The following is a 15,399-nucleotide window of genomic DNA, read 5'->3' as shown; positions in this document are numbered from 1 at the left end:
TCTCTATTCTCTAGTTTCTATTCTCTAGTTTCTGATCTCTGGTCTCTGGTCTCTGGTCTCTGGTCTCTGGTCTCTGGTCTCTGGTCTCTGGTCTCTACTTCCAGTTGCAAGCTTGTTATGATGCTGGATCTTGAAATGAAAAATTCAACATCAAGAAACCATTTATAGTTCATCATTTATAGTTTTTACTTATCACACCCACTCTCCCTTTATCATTACCTTATCTATCAAATTACTACCAAAAGAATAAGGCAGGTAAGCAAGTGAAGGAATGGGCTTGGTAACAATAAGATTAGCAACTTTTCCTTTGCTGATACTTCCGGCGAGATCCTGCACTTCCATAGCAAATGCACCATTGATTGTAGCGGCATTGATAGCCTCCTGTGGGAGCATTTTCATTTGAATGCAGCTAAATGCTACCACCAAATTCATGTTTCCACTGGGCGAAGAACCGGGATTATAATCTGACGCAAGGGCAATGGCAGCACCGGCATCTATCAACTGCCTGGCCGGCTGAAAAGGCATCCTTAAGAAGAATGCTGCAGTAGGTAAAAGTGTTCCTATTGTATTACTTCCCACCAAAGATTGAATGGCGTCTTCATCCATCATTTCTAGATGATCTATACTTACTGCTTCCAATTCCACACCCAATTGTACAGCACCCGTAGCAGATAATTGGTTAGCATGAATTTTCGGTTTTAAGCCGTAACTCATGCCGGCTTTACAGATCAGTTCAGTTTCGCTTAAAGAGAAAAATCCTTGCTCACAAAACACATCTATATAATCGGCCAGTTCCTCCTGCGCAATCACAGGCAGCATATTGTAAAGGATGCTATCAATATAGCCCTGCCTGTTCTCTTTATATTCAAGTGGGAACGTATGGGCTCCAAGGAAAGTAGAACGAATGATGACATCTGATTTTTCTTTTAGCCGCTTGATAACACGAAGCATTTTCAACTCTCCTTCTACCGACAAACCATAACCGCTTTTTATTTCTATAGCACCGGTTCCCAGTTTAACCACCTCCTGCAGCCGCGTCCATGCTGCATTGAACAATTCATCTTCAGTAGCAGCATTCAGTTTAGCAGCAGAATTAAGAATACCTCCACCTTTGGCAGCTATTTCGGCGTAAGACATGCCCTGGAGCTTGTATACAAACTCTTCTTCGCGGCTGCCGGCAAATACTAAATGTGTATGACTATCGCACCAGGCAGGCATTACAAAACTTCCTGAAGCATCGTATGATTCGGTAAAGCTCCAGGGAGTGTGGATCAAATCATCCATCACACCATAATCGGCTATCACGCCGTCTTCAATTACCAGGTAAGCATTATTTATAACAGGCAGCTCAGACAAAGCAGCTCCACGAAGCAAAACATTTTCTTCTCGCACATTAACCAGGCTGGTGATGTTGGTAAGGATGGTCGTCATGCCGCTAAGCTATGCCTATTTTAAAAATGGAGAAGTAACCAACGCAGAAGAATACGAAATGTAGGGACATAAAAAAACAGGCTGACAAAATCCTGTGTTTGCGTCAAGACTCTGGCTGCCTGCTTGTAGGGAGCATTTGTTGTGAAACTATTTCTTCGGCTTCTTAAGTTCAATCACTGATGAAGTCCCGGGGGTTTGTTTCACGCCCTCCCTGGCTATACCTTTTTTCGTCACATTCCCCTTTTCATTTAGGAGAAGCAATCGTTGTTTCATATGCGATGCGGCTTTTAGCATCGGCTCCGGTTCTGAACCGGTATCTTTTTAGCTATCAATCTTTCTCCAGATCGGTAAGCTTTATTTGATTTGTTGAAACAAAGATAACTGCGTGTTGCCCCGATAAATATGAGTGACATCAGTGATTTTGCTGATAGTAATCAGCAGGTAATAAGAAATGGAAAATGACCGAACTAGATTGGTAGTATTATTCTAAAAGTAGCGCCTTCGCCAGGATGCGAATACGCATTGATTTTGCCTCTATGGTTTTCAACTATACGTTTACAAATAGCCAACCCTACTCCTAATCCAACCTGGTGAGTAGAAGCTTTTTTGAACATCTTGAAAATATGATCGCCCATCTTAGGATCAAATCCTTCGCCGTTATCCTGTATAGTTATAGAAACATGATCTGTATACCTGTATTTTTCTTTGGTAGCGTAAAACACATTCTCTTTGATCATTGAACCAGAAATGCTGATGTGCAACTGGCCTTCAGGCTTTTTGAAAACGAAAGCATTTTTTAGCAACTGGTAAAACAGCATATTGAGCTGCACAGCTACACCAGGTATCTTTGGCAGTATTTCTACATCCGCCTTACACGCCACATCAGGAAATTGGTTGGAAATAACATTCAGTTGATTGAGTACTACCTTATGCAGGTCAACCAGTTCTACGGTGCCCTGGTGCGATGAGATGTACATATAATCCTGCAGGCTTCGCAGCACATCTTTCATCTTTATGGTAGAACGCATTACCGTATTCAGGTGCGCCTGCGATCTTTCTGTTAATACATTGCCGGCATCTCTTAAAACCTCTCCTCCATAAACACTGATCTTACGTACAGGTTCTTGAAGGTCATGTGCTACCAGGTCGCTTAATTGAACCAGCTCGTTATTGCGATACAGTAACTGGGACATTTGTTTATCCAGTTCTTCCTGGCCTTGCTCCAATTGTTGCTTTGCCTTCAGTAGTTCTTCGTTCTTGTTCAATGCATCCTCAGCCGCACGTTTTGCCTGCAGTATTTCATCTTCGTACTTACGCCGCTGGTTCACGGTTATACACGCAAAAATGTAAACGTCCTCATCAGCCATTACCGCTTTAGATGCATTTAGCAGTACAGGCACATCTGTCCTGTCTTTAGCCATGAGGCTAATAAATATTTCATTGGCTGATCCATGCAGCCTTAGCATAGGATGAAGATGTGTCTGGAAAAAAATGCGTGTAGATAAAGTGAAGAGTTGCTCAATGTTTTTTTCATACAGCTCCTCCAGGTTGTATTGCAGGCTATCCAACATAGAATTGTTGGCATATTTAACTGCACCAGCAACATTGAACGCAATTATCCCACACGGCGCTACTCGATATATATCTTCTACTGGTACCAATTAATTATAAGACAAGTATTCTTTTATCAGTGAGATGGTTTCATCAGGGGCACTCATATGCGGACAATGACCGGTTGCCTTCATTACCTTCAGCGTACTTCCGGGAATAGCATTGGCAAGATATTCTCCTACTTCCAAAGGTGCTATCAGGTCATCTGAGCATTGCAACAAAAGCGAAGGCACACGAACTTTTGAAAGATCATCCCTGTTATCAGAAAAGAAAGTAACCTCTGCAAAATTCCTGGCTATTACAGGATCAGTAGAACAAAAACTTTCAGCCAGCTCTTCGCCAAGTTCAGGCTTGTCAGGATTTTTCATAATAGCCGGCGCAAGAAAATTAGCCCAGCCAATGTAATTCTTCTCCATTGTTTCCAGCAGCTCTTCTATATCCTTCTTTTCAAATCCACCTATGTAAGAAGGCAGATCATTTATATATCGTGCAGATGGACCAACCATAATAAGTTTGCTAAATCTTTCAGGTTGTTTGATAGCTGCTAGCAAGCCGATCATGCTACTTACCGAATGTCCTACAAAGATGACATCAGTAAGCTCCAGCTCTTCACATATTTCCAAAACATCTTCTGAATAGCCGTTCAGGTTGCCATAACGTTCACGGTTATAAAAGGATAAATCTGATTTACCTGAACCAACGTAATCGAACAATATGATCTTATAATTTTCTTCAAATGCCGGAGTCATAAAGCGCCACATGTTCTGGTCACATCCAAACCCGTGAGCAAATAACATGGGCTGATCACCTTTTCCAAATATCCGAACATTGTTGCGCGCTAAAGTAGATGGCTTACTGCTAGTCATAGAAAAATGTTTAAAAATTTGAAGGGCTGAAGGATGAAGAAGTACACAATATTACAGCAAATAATTTACCCTAAAATGTATGATGATTTTATGCAATACCATCACCGCCCATTTTCATGGTGCTAAGGCTTCTTTAAATCATCAACATATAGTGCAGATATAAGTAGTCTTATTATGCAAAAACCTATTGCATATATGCGCCTGTTACTTCGCTCCCTTCCACTTCTACCACTATATGATCGTGCAGTGTGCTGGCTATGGATAAACCAATGTAATCGATCTTTACAGGAAAACTTTTATGCATACGTTCTACCAGCGAAAGCGTTTGTATTCGCTTAGGAAAGTATTCGAGCAATGGCTTGAGAGCATACAATAAGGTGCGTCCGCTGCTGGTCACATCATCTACCAGTAGTACATTCTGTTTGTTGAAATCAACATTGGCATCGTAAGAAATATTAATAGGTTCCCGCTTATTGATAATGCAGGTTATAAGCTGGATAGGCATCGACAACAATGGCTCAAGCAAACGGTGCATATTTTCAGCCACCACCATTCCACTACCATTGATGCCAACTATAATAAGCGGATCTTTTTCATCGTGGAGTTCACCCGCTATTTCCAAAGCCATTCGTTCCATTTTTTTCCATGCTACTTCCTTGGTAAGAATGATGTTCTTGTGTGCCACTGGTATAGGTTTTAAATAACGCCGTAAAAAGAAAAAGGTGCAACAGGTGCAAGATGCAAAAACTTTATCTTGCAAACGTAATCATTCACTATGCAATTAATTCAGCAGGTACTATTTGTACTTCTAACAGGCTTTGCTATATGGTTCTTTATAAGAAACGTAAAAATCATCAGGGGAAATATTCTATTGGGCCAGGACGTAGAAATGCATGGCAATAAAGCCGAGCGGTGGCGCAATGTATTGTTGTTGGCCATGGGTCAAAAGAAGATGTTTAAGTACCCGGTGGTGGCCATCATGCACTTCGTTATCTATGCCGGGTTCATCATAATCAACATAGAAATTTTAGAGATAATACTGGATGGCATCTTTGGTACACACCGCATGTTTGCACCTACACTTGGACCAGTTTATGGCTTCCTCATCAATGCCTTTGAAATTTTAGCCTTAGGCGTAATAGCTGTTTGTATTGGCTTTTTATATCGCAGGAATGTAAAGAAGGTAAATCGCCTGAACCGTGCAGAGCTGAATGGCTGGCCGAAGAGCGATGCGAACTATATCCTTATCATGGAGATTGTGTTAATGAGCCTTTTCCTGATCATGAATGCATCGGATAAGGCACTGCAACAACTGGGAGCAGAACATTATTACCAGACAGGTAATTTTTGGGTTTCAGGATTGATAACACCTTTGTTTGCGCAAATGGACGTGTCCACGCTGGTGGCTATTGAAAGAACAAGCTGGTGGCTTCACATTGCCGGCGTATTGTTCTTCTTAAATTACCTGCCTTACTCAAAGCACCTTCACGTAGTATTGGCTTTTCCAAATGCATATTATGCAAGTACTGCTTCAATGGGACGTTTTACAAATATGCCCGACATACAAAACGAGGTGTTGTATGCTATGCAACCAGAACTGGCGCCTACTGCTACCGGCGACCAGGTGCCGGGTAAGTTTGGTGCTAAAGATGTACCTGACCTTAGCTGGAAAAACCTGCTGGATGCCTATAGCTGTACCGAATGCGGAAGATGTACTGCAGCATGCCCGGCTAATATAACCGGCAAGAAGCTGAACCCGCGTAAGATAATGATGGATACCCGCGACAGGATGGAAGAGATCGGCAGGAACATCAGCAAGAACAAAAAGTTTCAAGATGATGGAAAAACATTGTTGCACGATTATATCACTGCTGAAGAACTGCGTGCATGCACTACCTGCCAGGCTTGTGTAGAAGAATGTCCTGTTAGCATCAGCCCATTAGATATCATTGTCCAGCTTCGCCGCCACCTGATCATGGAAGAAAGCAATGCGCCACAGGAATGGAATGGCATGTTCAGCAATATTGAAAACAACTTTGCGCCATGGAAATTCTCACCCGATGAAAGAGATAAATGGGCACAGGAGATGGGATAATGAAAGGCTGATTAGGTTGATTTGCGAATTCAAAAGTCAAAAGTCAAAATTCAAAATTCAAAACCAACCACACAGTCAACATTAAACCTTAAACCTTAAACCTTAAACATCCAACTTCCAACTTCCAACCTCAAACTTCAAACCCCTAAATCGCCTGCCGTGCCTTTAGCTCCAGGTATTTATTGATGGTATTGATAGTAAGCTGCTGCGGTGGTGTAAGTATAGAAAGTATACCATATTGCTGCAGTTCTTTTGCTATCTGGCGTTTCTCAAAAGCAAATTTTTCAGCTACAGTTTTTACATAAACATCCTCCACTGTTTTGGCAGGTGTCAGCAGTATTTGCTGAAGTTCGGTATTCTCAAAAAATACAGTTAGCAGCAAGTGATGCTGGGCAATCTTGCGCAGGTATGGCAGGTGACGGCGCATACCACTCAACGACTCAAAATTGGTGAAAAGAACAATGAGGCTGCGCTGGTTAATGTTTCTCCTGATGTTGATGTACAACTGTTCGAAATCACTTTCCAGGTAGCGCGTTTTCTGGTTGTACAACAGCTCCAGTATGCTGTGCATCTGGGTAGCTTTTTTGTTGGCCGTTAAAAATGCTCCGGCCCTTTCGCTGAATGTAATGATACCTGCTTTATCCTGTTTGGTAAGCGCAACATTACTTAGCACCAGCGATGCATTGATAGCATAATCCATCAGGCTCAAGCCCTCAAACGGGCTTTTCATAACCCTGCCTTTATCTATAACACAGTATACCTGCTGGCTTTTTTCGTCGGTAAAATTGTTTACCATTAGCTGCCCTTTCCTTGCGGTAGCCTTCCAATTCACCGTGCGATAATCATCACCCTGCACATATTCTTTTATCTGTTCAAACTCCATACTGTGACCGAGCCTGCGCACTTTTTTTACGCCCACTTCATTCAGTCGGTTACTGATGGCCATCAACTGGTACTTGCGCATTTGCAGGTATCCTGGATACACAGGTACATCCGCCGGCTGGTGGAACTTATACCTGCGGCGAAGCAGGTTTAGGCTACTATTCACGAAGATGATTGTTGAACCAAAATTGTAACTACCTCTTTTTACAGGACGAAGACTATAATGAACAGCAGAGGCTTCACCCTTTTTTAAGAAAGCTTGAAACAGTACATCGCGCCGTTGAAATTGGTGAGGAATTTCGTCGATGATCTTTACTTGCACATCAAACCCATACCTGTTCTCCAGGTCGATACGCACAGCATTTTCATCTCCGTTACTAAACCTTTCGGCATGTGTTCGCTTAGAAAATATGCCCTGTTCTTTTGTATACAACAACAGGTAATCCAGTATGAATAGCCCCAGCAATATCAATAGAGCCAGGTAAGGTATAATACCTAACCAGCCAATAAAAAAGCGCGTAACAAACAGCACCACGCACACAAAGATGCCTCCATACAATCGAGGTGTAAGGAACAACGAGCCAATGTAGTATTTGATGAATTGCTTCAAGTAAGTGAGCGAAATTTTGTGTCTCTTTTTTGTTTCTGGTTCCTGGTTTCTGTTTTCTAATCTTTCAACTTTAAAATATAATCTAAAACCTCCAACCCCAATCACTAATCTCTAGTCTCCAATCTCTAATCCCTAACCCCTAACGTCTAACTAAAAATCTACCTCGGCACTTCTACCTTCTTTACAATACTATCAATCACCTCATCCGGTGTACTGCCTTCCATTTCTTTTTCAGGTGTTAGCAGCACACGATGTCGTAGTACTGACGGAACAACTTTTATCACATCATCAGGCGTTACAAAATCACGACCGCTCATAGCAGCTATTGCTTTTGATGCTCTTAAAATAGCTACAGAAGCACGCGGCGACGCACCCAGGAAAAGTGAACGGTTGTTACGCGTTTCATATACTAGTTCAGCAATGTAACGCATAACCTTTGGCTCAATGCGGAGGCTGTTTATCAGCTGGCGATAACGGATGATATCATCTGCACTTAGCACCCGTTCCACTTCTTCATTGTAATGGGTTGTCTTGCCGCTGTGCGTATGTTCCAGTATCAGAATCTCCTCCTCGAGGTTTGGATATTTCACTTCTATTTTAAAAATGAAACGATCGAGCTGCGCTTCAGGCAGGCGGTATGTTCCTTCCTGTTCTATCGGGTTTTGTGTAGCCAAAACCATGAAAGGCGGAGGCATGGGATAAGTAGTTCCATCATAAGTTACCTGCTTTTCTTCCATCACCTCAAATAGTGCAGCCTGCGTTTTTGCAGGCGAACGATTGATTTCATCTATCAGTACAAGGTTGCTGAAAATTGGCCCTTTCTTAAAAGTGAAGTTTGCATTCTGGGGGTTGAAAACAGATGTTCCCAAAACATCACTAGGCATAAGATCAGGCGTGAACTGGATACGGCTGAATGGCACATCCAAGCAACGTGCAATGAGTTTTGCGGTGAGCGTTTTAGCCACACCCGGCACTCCTTCTATCAGCACATGCCCATCGGCTAGTATTGCTGCCAATAGCAGATCGATCATCTCCTCCTGCCCTACTATCACTCTTGCCACTTCTGCTTTTACGCGTTGCATCGCCTCGCGAAGTTGAACCAGTTCTTCACTGGCTGCTTGTTGTTCCAATTCCATTATTGAACCTGTTTATAAAATTGATCAATCTTGTTGTTTAATACCAGCAGGTAGTTATCAGGCACCTGCTCAGCCTGTTGTACAGAATATATAAGTTGAACCAAATGATTGGTCTCTTCTTTACTTACTCCACTCTTGCGCGACAGCAACTCCACAAACTCCTCATTCAAATGATTGGTAGCTATGAAATACCTGTTACGAACAAACTCCAAAAAGTATGTGATCTTTTTACCAGCCAAACTCCTGTTGTCTTTTTGCTGCAAAAAAACAGTAGCAATGGTTTTAATAAAATGTACAGTGGAATTTCGTAATGGCGCAATAACAGGTATGATGCGCTGACGTCTTTTCATTTCAAAAAGTACATAGAGCAACATACCAATAAGCGATAATCTCAGGGCCCATCTTAAGTAGTCGTTACTAAGAAAAAAGCGCAAAGGAGTAGCAGCGCCTAATGGACCAAGATTATAGTATTCATCCCACATGATGCGTTCTACTGTAGCAGGCAGGTACGACAGTACTGTAGCCGTATAAGCGGCGTTATCTTTATGAAGTATGAAGTAATTGCTAAACACTAAAGGATTTGCATGCACCAGGAAAAAACCTTCACCGTAAGGAATGCGTACAAGATTAGCCTGTCCTTTATTGTTCACCCCAAGAATGGCACTACCTGCTGAGTCTATTTTAGAAAAATATTCATTAAGCGTGTTTCTCCTCAGCGAATAATCTTTAGCAGAGCGTATAGCCGGATCAGTAAAATTGATGGTAGCTGAGTCAGCCGAAAAAGCAGTAAGAAATTGTTCCGTATCTAGTTTTAACGTATCGAGCAAGCTTTTAGAAAGATTGCTGGCAGATGCAAGAACATAGTTTCCCTGGCTTACAAATTCAAGCATCTCCTCTACATCCGTATCAGAAACCGGCAGGCTTTCGCTTACAAGCAAGTAGGCGTTATTGTATCCATCAAAGTTATTTAGCTGGTTGTATACCGGCATGCGATACGACTGCACGGCAGCGCCGGGAAACACATCCTTTAACCTGTCAAAAAATATAGAGCATCCAAAAGGATTCTTATCAGTTTTACTTAGCGTTACCCTCCAGTCAACAGGCTTGGGCTTATTGACCTCAGCTATAATGTACAGCGTGAGCACAGCAATAAAAATGAGGATGAATGATTTATATGCTCTCACTATACCAGTTTATGTAGTTGTGTAAATGCTTGCTTCAGGTCTTCAAAACCTTCTGCGGTTACATGCGCTTCTCCATACCATGCATATTCAAACTGGTAGGTAAGCCTGCTGAATAATGGTTGCCATGGCCTGTCTTTTACTTCCCGCACATAGTCGCTGTTGGTCTTGTTCAGCTTCCAGTCTATGATGCTATTGTCGGCCATTATTTTTAGCGATTGCAGGTACAACAATCTTACAGCAAGCCGGTAATCTTTAGCAGCTATTGCATCGTTGATGGCTTCTTGAAACGAAATCTGGTGAATGTCTTCGCTCCCTACGGTGAACTCCAAACCTTTACCAGCTCCACCAGCAAAGAAGCCACCTTTGTTCATCTTCGATATCTTCCATCCAGCAAAGGCAACTCCAATTAGTCCTATAACGATCAGGATCATCCACAACCTGCTCCTGCTCTTTTCTGTTTCAAACAGCTGATCTACCTTCCACCAGAACCAGCGCCAGAATTTCTGCCACAAGTTGTTGGATGGTTTTGCAAGCCTGTCATACTGATAATCTTCATTCTTCTTCAATTCTTCTAAAGCAGCTTTATCGAATTGCCTTACCTGCACAGCAGGAAGTTCACGCTCCTGTGCATGCACCACGCATACATTCGTGGAAAGCAACATCAACATGAAAAGAATGAAATAACGCATCTAGTATTCTTCCTCGGCATTTAAATGATGACCACCCTGTTTATCCGCACTACCTAATGTATCTAACCTGCGCAGGATGCCTGTTCCATCAAATCGTTCTGCAAGGTTGTAATAATTTAAGGTAACGGATAAAAAGAAAAGGATATAGAAGATAAAAGCGAACACATTCAGAACTGAAGTAACAATGGTAACTGTTGCTTTTACATCGTGCGTAGTTAAATAGGAGATCAAGCCGGTTATCAATCCAACAATGAATGAGATGACACCAGAACTAAACCAACTTATTAAAAAAATAACGAAGTAGATACCCAGCGACATCCAGAAGTTGTTTTTTATAAGCGTAAAGCACCTGCTGAATGCGCCTGAGAAATCTTCATTCTCATTCATAATAATAGCAACAAAAGGCGCAAATACAACAGCGAAATATATACCTGGCACCAGGCAAAACATAAAGCCGATAACGGTTACTATAAATAGTGGAATATTAAAAATGCTGATCCTGGCAAAGTATCTTTTAAACTCCGTCCATACCTGGTCAAAGGTTGGAGTTTCCATACCCAGTTCATCATACACTTTTAGGTATGCAGTTATAACCACCTGCATGGCAACACCAGTTAGCCACGCAAAAACGATGACCAGGAAATACAAGCCGGTGAATATTTCGTACGGCTGGCGACTGGTACGTGTTCCGCTAAAAATGTCTTCAAATAAGGTATTGGTATCGCTTTGATACATGCCACTTAGTATGGCTGCAGCCAGCATAAAAACCCCTGCTATGCCTAATACATAAGTGATTAAAGGTTTAAAATTCTGCTTAAGAAATTGAAATGTATCATTTAGGTTTTCGCTAAAATCCCTGACTTTTCTGAGATCAACTTTTTGTTGAGCCATAGGTTGAAATTTTCTGTTTCCACTGCTTCATTACTCAATGCAGCATCCACTCTTTTTTGTAAACGTTTTGGGTAAATAAAAAAATACCAGCAAATAAAGGCTGCACTGCCAGCCAGTATAGATAAACTAATAGGCAAAGGCATGTTGCTATAACGGGTAACAAATCCTTCAAGAAACGCAGCTACTATAAATACAGGCACAAGGCCTACCACTATTTTCAATCCATCTTTTCCACCACGTTCTATAGATACTGCGCGGCTGTATGTACCGGGAAACAGGATACTATTGCCTAAAATAAGACCTGCCGCACCGGCAATAACAATAGCCCATATTTCCAATGTACCATGTATAAAAACAACCGTGATGCTTTTAAGACCAAGCCCTTTTGAAAAGAAATAATATTCAAACGAGCCAAGCATAAGCCCGTTGCTAAGCATGATCCAAAGCGTGCCTACTGAAAAGAAAGCACCCATCATATAAGCTATAAAAGCAACACGTATATTATTGAAGCCAATCGCAAAGAACATCTCAGCCTGTCCACCATGCTTATACACACCGAAAGGATCACCTTTCTCAATGTTCTCATTGGTCATGTTTACATAGTTGTCGCCGAGTATCAGGCGAATAAAATTCTCGTCGTACTTGGCAGATAGTGCTCCCATGGCACAAAACACAACAAAGAATGCCAGGGCATATATGAACTGCTTGCGGTAAACAACAAAGAGGTAAGGCAGCTCAAACTGCCAGAAGTTCCATATCCTGGATGATTTCTCCTTTTTATTCTTGTATATCTTCTGGTGAAACAAACCCGTGAGGCCGTTAAGATAGCGGGTAGTAGAACTTTTAGGATAGAATGTTCGTGCGTAGCTCAGGTCGTCGGTTAACTCAATGAAACGGTCCGCCAATAGATCAGGATGCTGTTGTTGTTTGATCTCAGCTTCGTATTGCTTCCACTTCTCAGCGTTTTGTTTCAAAAATTGGGCTTCGCGCATGTAGGGCTATTAGCTACGCGTAAAAATAATGGACAAATTGGATGTTATGTGTCCGATTTAAAATTTATTTGCAAACGTATGAACACCATCAGCATCACCACGTCGCAGAATATAGCCGTAGACTACGAATTAGGAAGCCTTGGCGACAGGATACTTGGACGCATCATTGATGGTTGTATCCTGTTTGCGTATGGTTTGGTCATCTTAGCCATCATTGGCTTTAGTAACTTCTTCGATTTTGTGGCTGGCAATATGGTGCTTACGCTTGTGCTTATATTACCCATCTTGTTTTACGACCTGCTATGCGAGGTTGTGCTCAATGGACAAAGTGTAGGTAAGAGAGTGATGGATATAAAAGTGGTAAGCCTTAACGGCGAGCAACCAGCTTTAAGCCAGTACCTGATCCGTTGGGTGTTCAGGCTCATCGATTTTACATTTACCGGTAGCATAGTAGCATTAGTGATGGTAGCTGTAACCGACAAAAAACAACGGCTGGGCGATTTGCTGGCGGGTACTGTTCTGGTAAAAACAAATAATAAAACCAGTTTTGCTGATACCATTTACACGCCTACGCCTTCCTTTGAATATAGGGTTACCTATCCTGAAGTTGTAAACCTGCGCGACGCGGATATACAACTGGTAAAAGATGTTTTGGTGAGTGTATCTAAAAGCAGGAATCCTAGCCTTGCTTACCAGGCACAGCAAAAGCTGGAAGATGTATTAAGCATACGAAGTCAACACCAGGAGCCGACAGATTTTCTAAGGATGATACTGGCCGATTACAATCATCTTACGGCGCAGTTGTAAGAAGCGGAAGTTTGTTTATTATATTTCAGTTCAATTAAAGTTTCTCCAATACATGCTTTCACACAAAGCGCAATATGCTTTCAGGGCACTCACGTTGCTGGTAGATAAATACCAGCAGGGACCAGTTCTGATTACTGAAATAGCGGAACAAAAAAATATTCCTATAAAGTTTCTTGAGCGCATACTTCTCGAGCTTAAGAATGTAGGCATATTGGAAAGCAAGAAAGGCAAAGGCGGAGGCTACTACCTGCGCGATCATCCCACTTCCACTTCTATAGCCAATATAATACGCACTGTAGATGGCCCAATTGCTATGCTGCCGTGCGTTAGTTTATACTTCTATCAAAAATGTGCTAACTGCGACGAAAGGAACTGCGGACTGCATAATATAATGGAGAATGTACGCGATGCTACGCTGGCAATTGTTGAGAACAAAACCCTGCAAGACCTGGTGTCGGGTAAAGAAGTTTTACCAAAAACTATAAAGTCTACTAAAAAGGTATAGTAATTGCTTTTGTTGTACTTTCGCTTCAATTCAGCAGCAAATGCAGCAATTACCACAACTACAGCAGTTATTCGCTACACTACCTATAGAGGAAGCGCTAAAGCAGACCGCTGCCTTATTTCCAGGCAAGACAAGGTTCTCCTCTTCTCTTGGCCAGGAAGACCAAATGCTGACGGATATCATAGCACGTAACCAGATCGACATTCATATTTTCACTATTGATACGGGCAGGCTTTTTTACCAGGCTTACGACACATTAGACAAGACAACTGCTCGGTATAAAATAAAGATCGATGTATACTTTCCGCAGGCAGATGCTGTGCAGCACATGGTAAAAGAACATGGTGTAAATCTTTTTTACGAGTCTGTAGCTAATCGTCAATTGTGTTGCAACGTAAGAAAGGTAGAACCGCTGAACTGTGCACTGCAGGATACTGCAGTTTGGATAACAGGCTTGCGGTCTGCGCAAAACGATCATCGTAAAAATATACCAGTAGTAGAGTGGCTGGAAGAAAGAAAGATCTACAAGATCAACCCGCTGCTTCACTATTCTTTTGATGAAGTACTGGCATACCTGGAGGAGCATGCGGTTCCATACAACCCGTTACACGACCAAGGATTCTTAAGCATTGGATGCGCTCCTTGTACAAGGGCTATATCCGAAGGTGAAGACGCAAGAGCCGGACGCTGGTGGTGGGAAACATCGCATAAAGAATGCGGTCTCCACCTGGTAAAATAATTTCTTATGAACGACAAACAACAAGGTATTTTTCCTAGAGAGTTAGAGCATGAGGCTATCTATATCATTCGTGAAGTAGCAGCACAATTTGAACGTCCTGCACTACTGTTCTCAGGTGGTAAAGATTCTATTACGCTGGTACATCTTGCCAGGAAAGCTTTCTATCCTGCAAGTGTTCCTTTTCCAATGTTGCATATAGATACAGGTCACAATTTTAGCGAGACAATAGAATTTCGCGATTGGCTGGCAAAGCATACAGGCATACGATTGATCGTACGCAATGTGCAGGATTCTATAGACCAGGGTAAAGTAAAAGAAGAAACAGGCAAGTATGCAAGCAGGAACGTATTGCAAACAGTAACACTGCTCGACGCCATTGAAGAACTTAAACTGGATGCATGCATTGGTGGTGCCCGTCGTGATGAAGAAAAAGCCAGGGCGAAAGAACGCATTTTCTCTGTTCGTGATGATTTTGGTCAATGGGATGCACGCAAGCAACGGCCAGAGGTTTTTGACATGCTGAATGGCAAGATCAATGTGGGCGAGAATGTAAGGGTATTCCCTATTTCTAACTGGACCGAGCTGGATGTTTGGAATTATATAAAGGAAGAAAATCTTGCGCTGCCATCTATCTACTTCTCTCACGAAAGAGAGATCATAGAACGTGATGGTTTGTACTGGCCATACTCCAACTTCCTGAACACTTCTGAAGATGAAGTGCCTTTTAAAGCTACCGTACGCTTTAGAACCGTAGGCGATATGACCTGCACTGCTGCCGTACTTTCTGAAGCAGATAATATTGATACCATCATTGATGAAATAAAAGAAGCCACTATATCTGAACGCGGTGCACGCATAGACGATAAGCGTTCGGAAGCGGCTATGGAAAAAAGAAAGAACCAGGGCTATTTCTAAGCCTATTACTTCGATTGCTACTTGCTATATACACACCAGGAAAAAC

Annotated in this window: 15 protein-coding genes; 5 read left to right on the top strand and 10 right to left on the bottom strand. The window is 42.1% G+C overall.

Going from position 1 to position 15,399, the window contains the following annotated elements; genetic code table 11:
* Positions 1-192: 192 nt before the first annotated feature.
* The 4 genes from hutI to J4N22_RS07660 form a co-directional block, all read right to left on the bottom strand.
* Positions 193-1,431 (bottom strand): imidazolonepropionase, encoded by a 1,239-nt coding sequence (gene hutI, locus J4N22_RS07675; protein ID WP_207493343.1) that lies wholly within the window; start codon positions 1,429-1,431, stop codon positions 193-195.
* A gap of 467 nt (positions 1,432-1,898) precedes the next feature.
* Positions 1,899-3,002, bottom strand: a complete 1,104-nt coding sequence (locus J4N22_RS07670; RefSeq protein ID WP_207493342.1) for a sensor histidine kinase — start codon at positions 3,000-3,002, stop codon at positions 1,899-1,901.
* Positions 3,003-3,092: 90 nt separating this feature from the next.
* A complete protein-coding gene (locus J4N22_RS07665; RefSeq protein WP_207493341.1) occupies positions 3,093-3,908 on the bottom strand; it encodes an alpha/beta fold hydrolase in 816 nt (271 codons plus the stop codon).
* 184 nt (positions 3,909-4,092) lie between these two features.
* Positions 4,093-4,593, bottom strand: a complete 501-nt coding sequence (locus J4N22_RS07660; RefSeq protein ID WP_207493340.1) for a phosphoribosyltransferase family protein — start codon at positions 4,591-4,593, stop codon at positions 4,093-4,095.
* Between the two features lie 90 nt (positions 4,594-4,683).
* Here J4N22_RS07660 and J4N22_RS07655 point away from each other — a divergent pair, with 90 nt between their 5' ends.
* Positions 4,684-6,003: a 4Fe-4S dicluster domain-containing protein gene (locus J4N22_RS07655; protein ID WP_207493339.1), complete on the top strand. Its 1,320-nt coding sequence runs from the start codon at positions 4,684-4,686 to the stop codon at positions 6,001-6,003.
* Between the two features lie 145 nt (positions 6,004-6,148).
* Here J4N22_RS07655 and J4N22_RS07650 read toward each other — a convergent pair whose 3' ends face one another.
* From J4N22_RS07650 to J4N22_RS07625, 6 genes are all read right to left on the bottom strand, one after another.
* Positions 6,149-7,495, bottom strand: coding sequence for a DUF58 domain-containing protein (locus J4N22_RS07650; RefSeq protein WP_242692089.1), 1,347 nt, complete (start codon positions 7,493-7,495; stop codon positions 6,149-6,151).
* Between the two features lie 158 nt (positions 7,496-7,653).
* Complete coding sequence (locus J4N22_RS07645; protein ID WP_207493338.1) at positions 7,654-8,631, bottom strand: AAA family ATPase; 978 nt, start codon at positions 8,629-8,631, stop codon at positions 7,654-7,656.
* Positions 8,631-9,815, bottom strand: coding sequence for a DUF4350 domain-containing protein (locus J4N22_RS07640; RefSeq protein WP_207493337.1), 1,185 nt, complete (start codon positions 9,813-9,815; stop codon positions 8,631-8,633). Before J4N22_RS07640 ends, J4N22_RS07645 begins: the two co-directional genes overlap by 1 nt.
* Complete coding sequence (locus J4N22_RS07635; protein ID WP_207493336.1) at positions 9,815-10,504, bottom strand: DUF4129 domain-containing protein; 690 nt, start codon at positions 10,502-10,504, stop codon at positions 9,815-9,817. Before J4N22_RS07635 ends, J4N22_RS07640 begins: the two co-directional genes overlap by 1 nt.
* Complete coding sequence (locus tag J4N22_RS07630) at positions 10,505-11,395, bottom strand: hypothetical protein (protein WP_207493335.1); 891 nt, start codon at positions 11,393-11,395, stop codon at positions 10,505-10,507.
* Positions 11,341-12,387 carry a stage II sporulation protein M gene (locus tag J4N22_RS07625; RefSeq protein WP_207493334.1) on the bottom strand — a complete coding sequence of 349 codons (1,047 nt, stop codon included), beginning with the start codon at positions 12,385-12,387 and terminating at the stop codon, positions 11,341-11,343. The genes J4N22_RS07630 and J4N22_RS07625 overlap by 55 nt, the downstream gene beginning before the upstream one ends.
* A 78-nt stretch (positions 12,388-12,465) precedes the next feature.
* Between J4N22_RS07625 and J4N22_RS07620 the strand changes: the two genes are divergently transcribed.
* From J4N22_RS07620 to cysD, 4 genes are read left to right on the top strand one after another with little or no spacing between them, the layout of a single operon-like run.
* Positions 12,466-13,194: an RDD family protein gene (locus tag J4N22_RS07620; protein WP_207493333.1), complete on the top strand. Its 729-nt coding sequence runs from the start codon at positions 12,466-12,468 to the stop codon at positions 13,192-13,194.
* A gap of 52 nt (positions 13,195-13,246) precedes the next feature.
* Entirely contained in the window at positions 13,247-13,699 is a 453-nt protein-coding gene (locus tag J4N22_RS07615; RefSeq protein ID WP_207493332.1) for an RrF2 family transcriptional regulator, read from the top strand.
* 40 nt (positions 13,700-13,739) lie between these two features.
* Positions 13,740-14,438, top strand: a complete 699-nt coding sequence (locus J4N22_RS07610) for a phosphoadenylyl-sulfate reductase (protein ID WP_207493331.1) — start codon at positions 13,740-13,742, stop codon at positions 14,436-14,438.
* 6 nt (positions 14,439-14,444) lie between these two features.
* The gene (gene cysD, locus J4N22_RS07605; RefSeq protein ID WP_207493330.1) at positions 14,445-15,353 is read left to right on the top strand and encodes a sulfate adenylyltransferase subunit CysD; all 909 of its coding nucleotides are present in this window, start codon (positions 14,445-14,447) and stop codon (positions 15,351-15,353) included.
* The last annotated feature ends 46 nt before the right edge of the window (positions 15,354-15,399 follow it).

Origin of the sequence: Aridibaculum aurantiacum, assembly GCF_017355875.1 — a bacterium.
Taxonomy (GTDB): Bacteria; Bacteroidota; Bacteroidia; order Chitinophagales; family Chitinophagaceae; genus Segetibacter; species Segetibacter aurantiacus.
The sequence above is the reverse complement of the archived record's forward strand: the minus strand, read 5'-3'. Positions and strand labels throughout refer to the sequence as shown.

Coding starts and splice junctions, on each gene's coding strand:
- J4N22_RS07630 (WP_207493335.1), bottom strand. CDS start 11,395: ATGGCTCAACAAAAAGTTGATCTCAGAAAAGTCAGGGATTTTAGCGAA.
- J4N22_RS07645 (WP_207493338.1), bottom strand. CDS start 8,631: ATGGAATTGGAACAACAAGCAGCCAGTGAAGAACTGGTTCAACTTCGC.
- J4N22_RS07635 (WP_207493336.1), bottom strand. CDS start 10,504: ATGCGTTATTTCATTCTTTTCATGTTGATGTTGCTTTCCACGAATGTA.
- J4N22_RS07670 (WP_207493342.1), bottom strand. CDS start 3,002: ATGTTGGATAGCCTGCAATACAACCTGGAGGAGCTGTATGAAAAAAAC.
- J4N22_RS07620 (WP_207493333.1), top strand. CDS start 12,466: ATGAACACCATCAGCATCACCACGTCGCAGAATATAGCCGTAGACTAC.
- J4N22_RS07610 (WP_207493331.1), top strand. CDS start 13,740: ATGCAGCAATTACCACAACTACAGCAGTTATTCGCTACACTACCTATA.
- J4N22_RS07655 (WP_207493339.1), top strand. CDS start 4,684: ATGCAATTAATTCAGCAGGTACTATTTGTACTTCTAACAGGCTTTGCT.
- cysD (WP_207493330.1), top strand. CDS start 14,445: ATGAACGACAAACAACAAGGTATTTTTCCTAGAGAGTTAGAGCATGAG.
- hutI (WP_207493343.1), bottom strand. CDS start 1,431: ATGACGACCATCCTTACCAACATCACCAGCCTGGTTAATGTGCGAGAA.
- J4N22_RS07625 (WP_207493334.1), bottom strand. CDS start 12,387: ATGCGCGAAGCCCAATTTTTGAAACAAAACGCTGAGAAGTGGAAGCAA.
- J4N22_RS07615 (WP_207493332.1), top strand. CDS start 13,247: ATGCTTTCACACAAAGCGCAATATGCTTTCAGGGCACTCACGTTGCTG.
- J4N22_RS07665 (WP_207493341.1), bottom strand. CDS start 3,908: ATGACTAGCAGTAAGCCATCTACTTTAGCGCGCAACAATGTTCGGATA.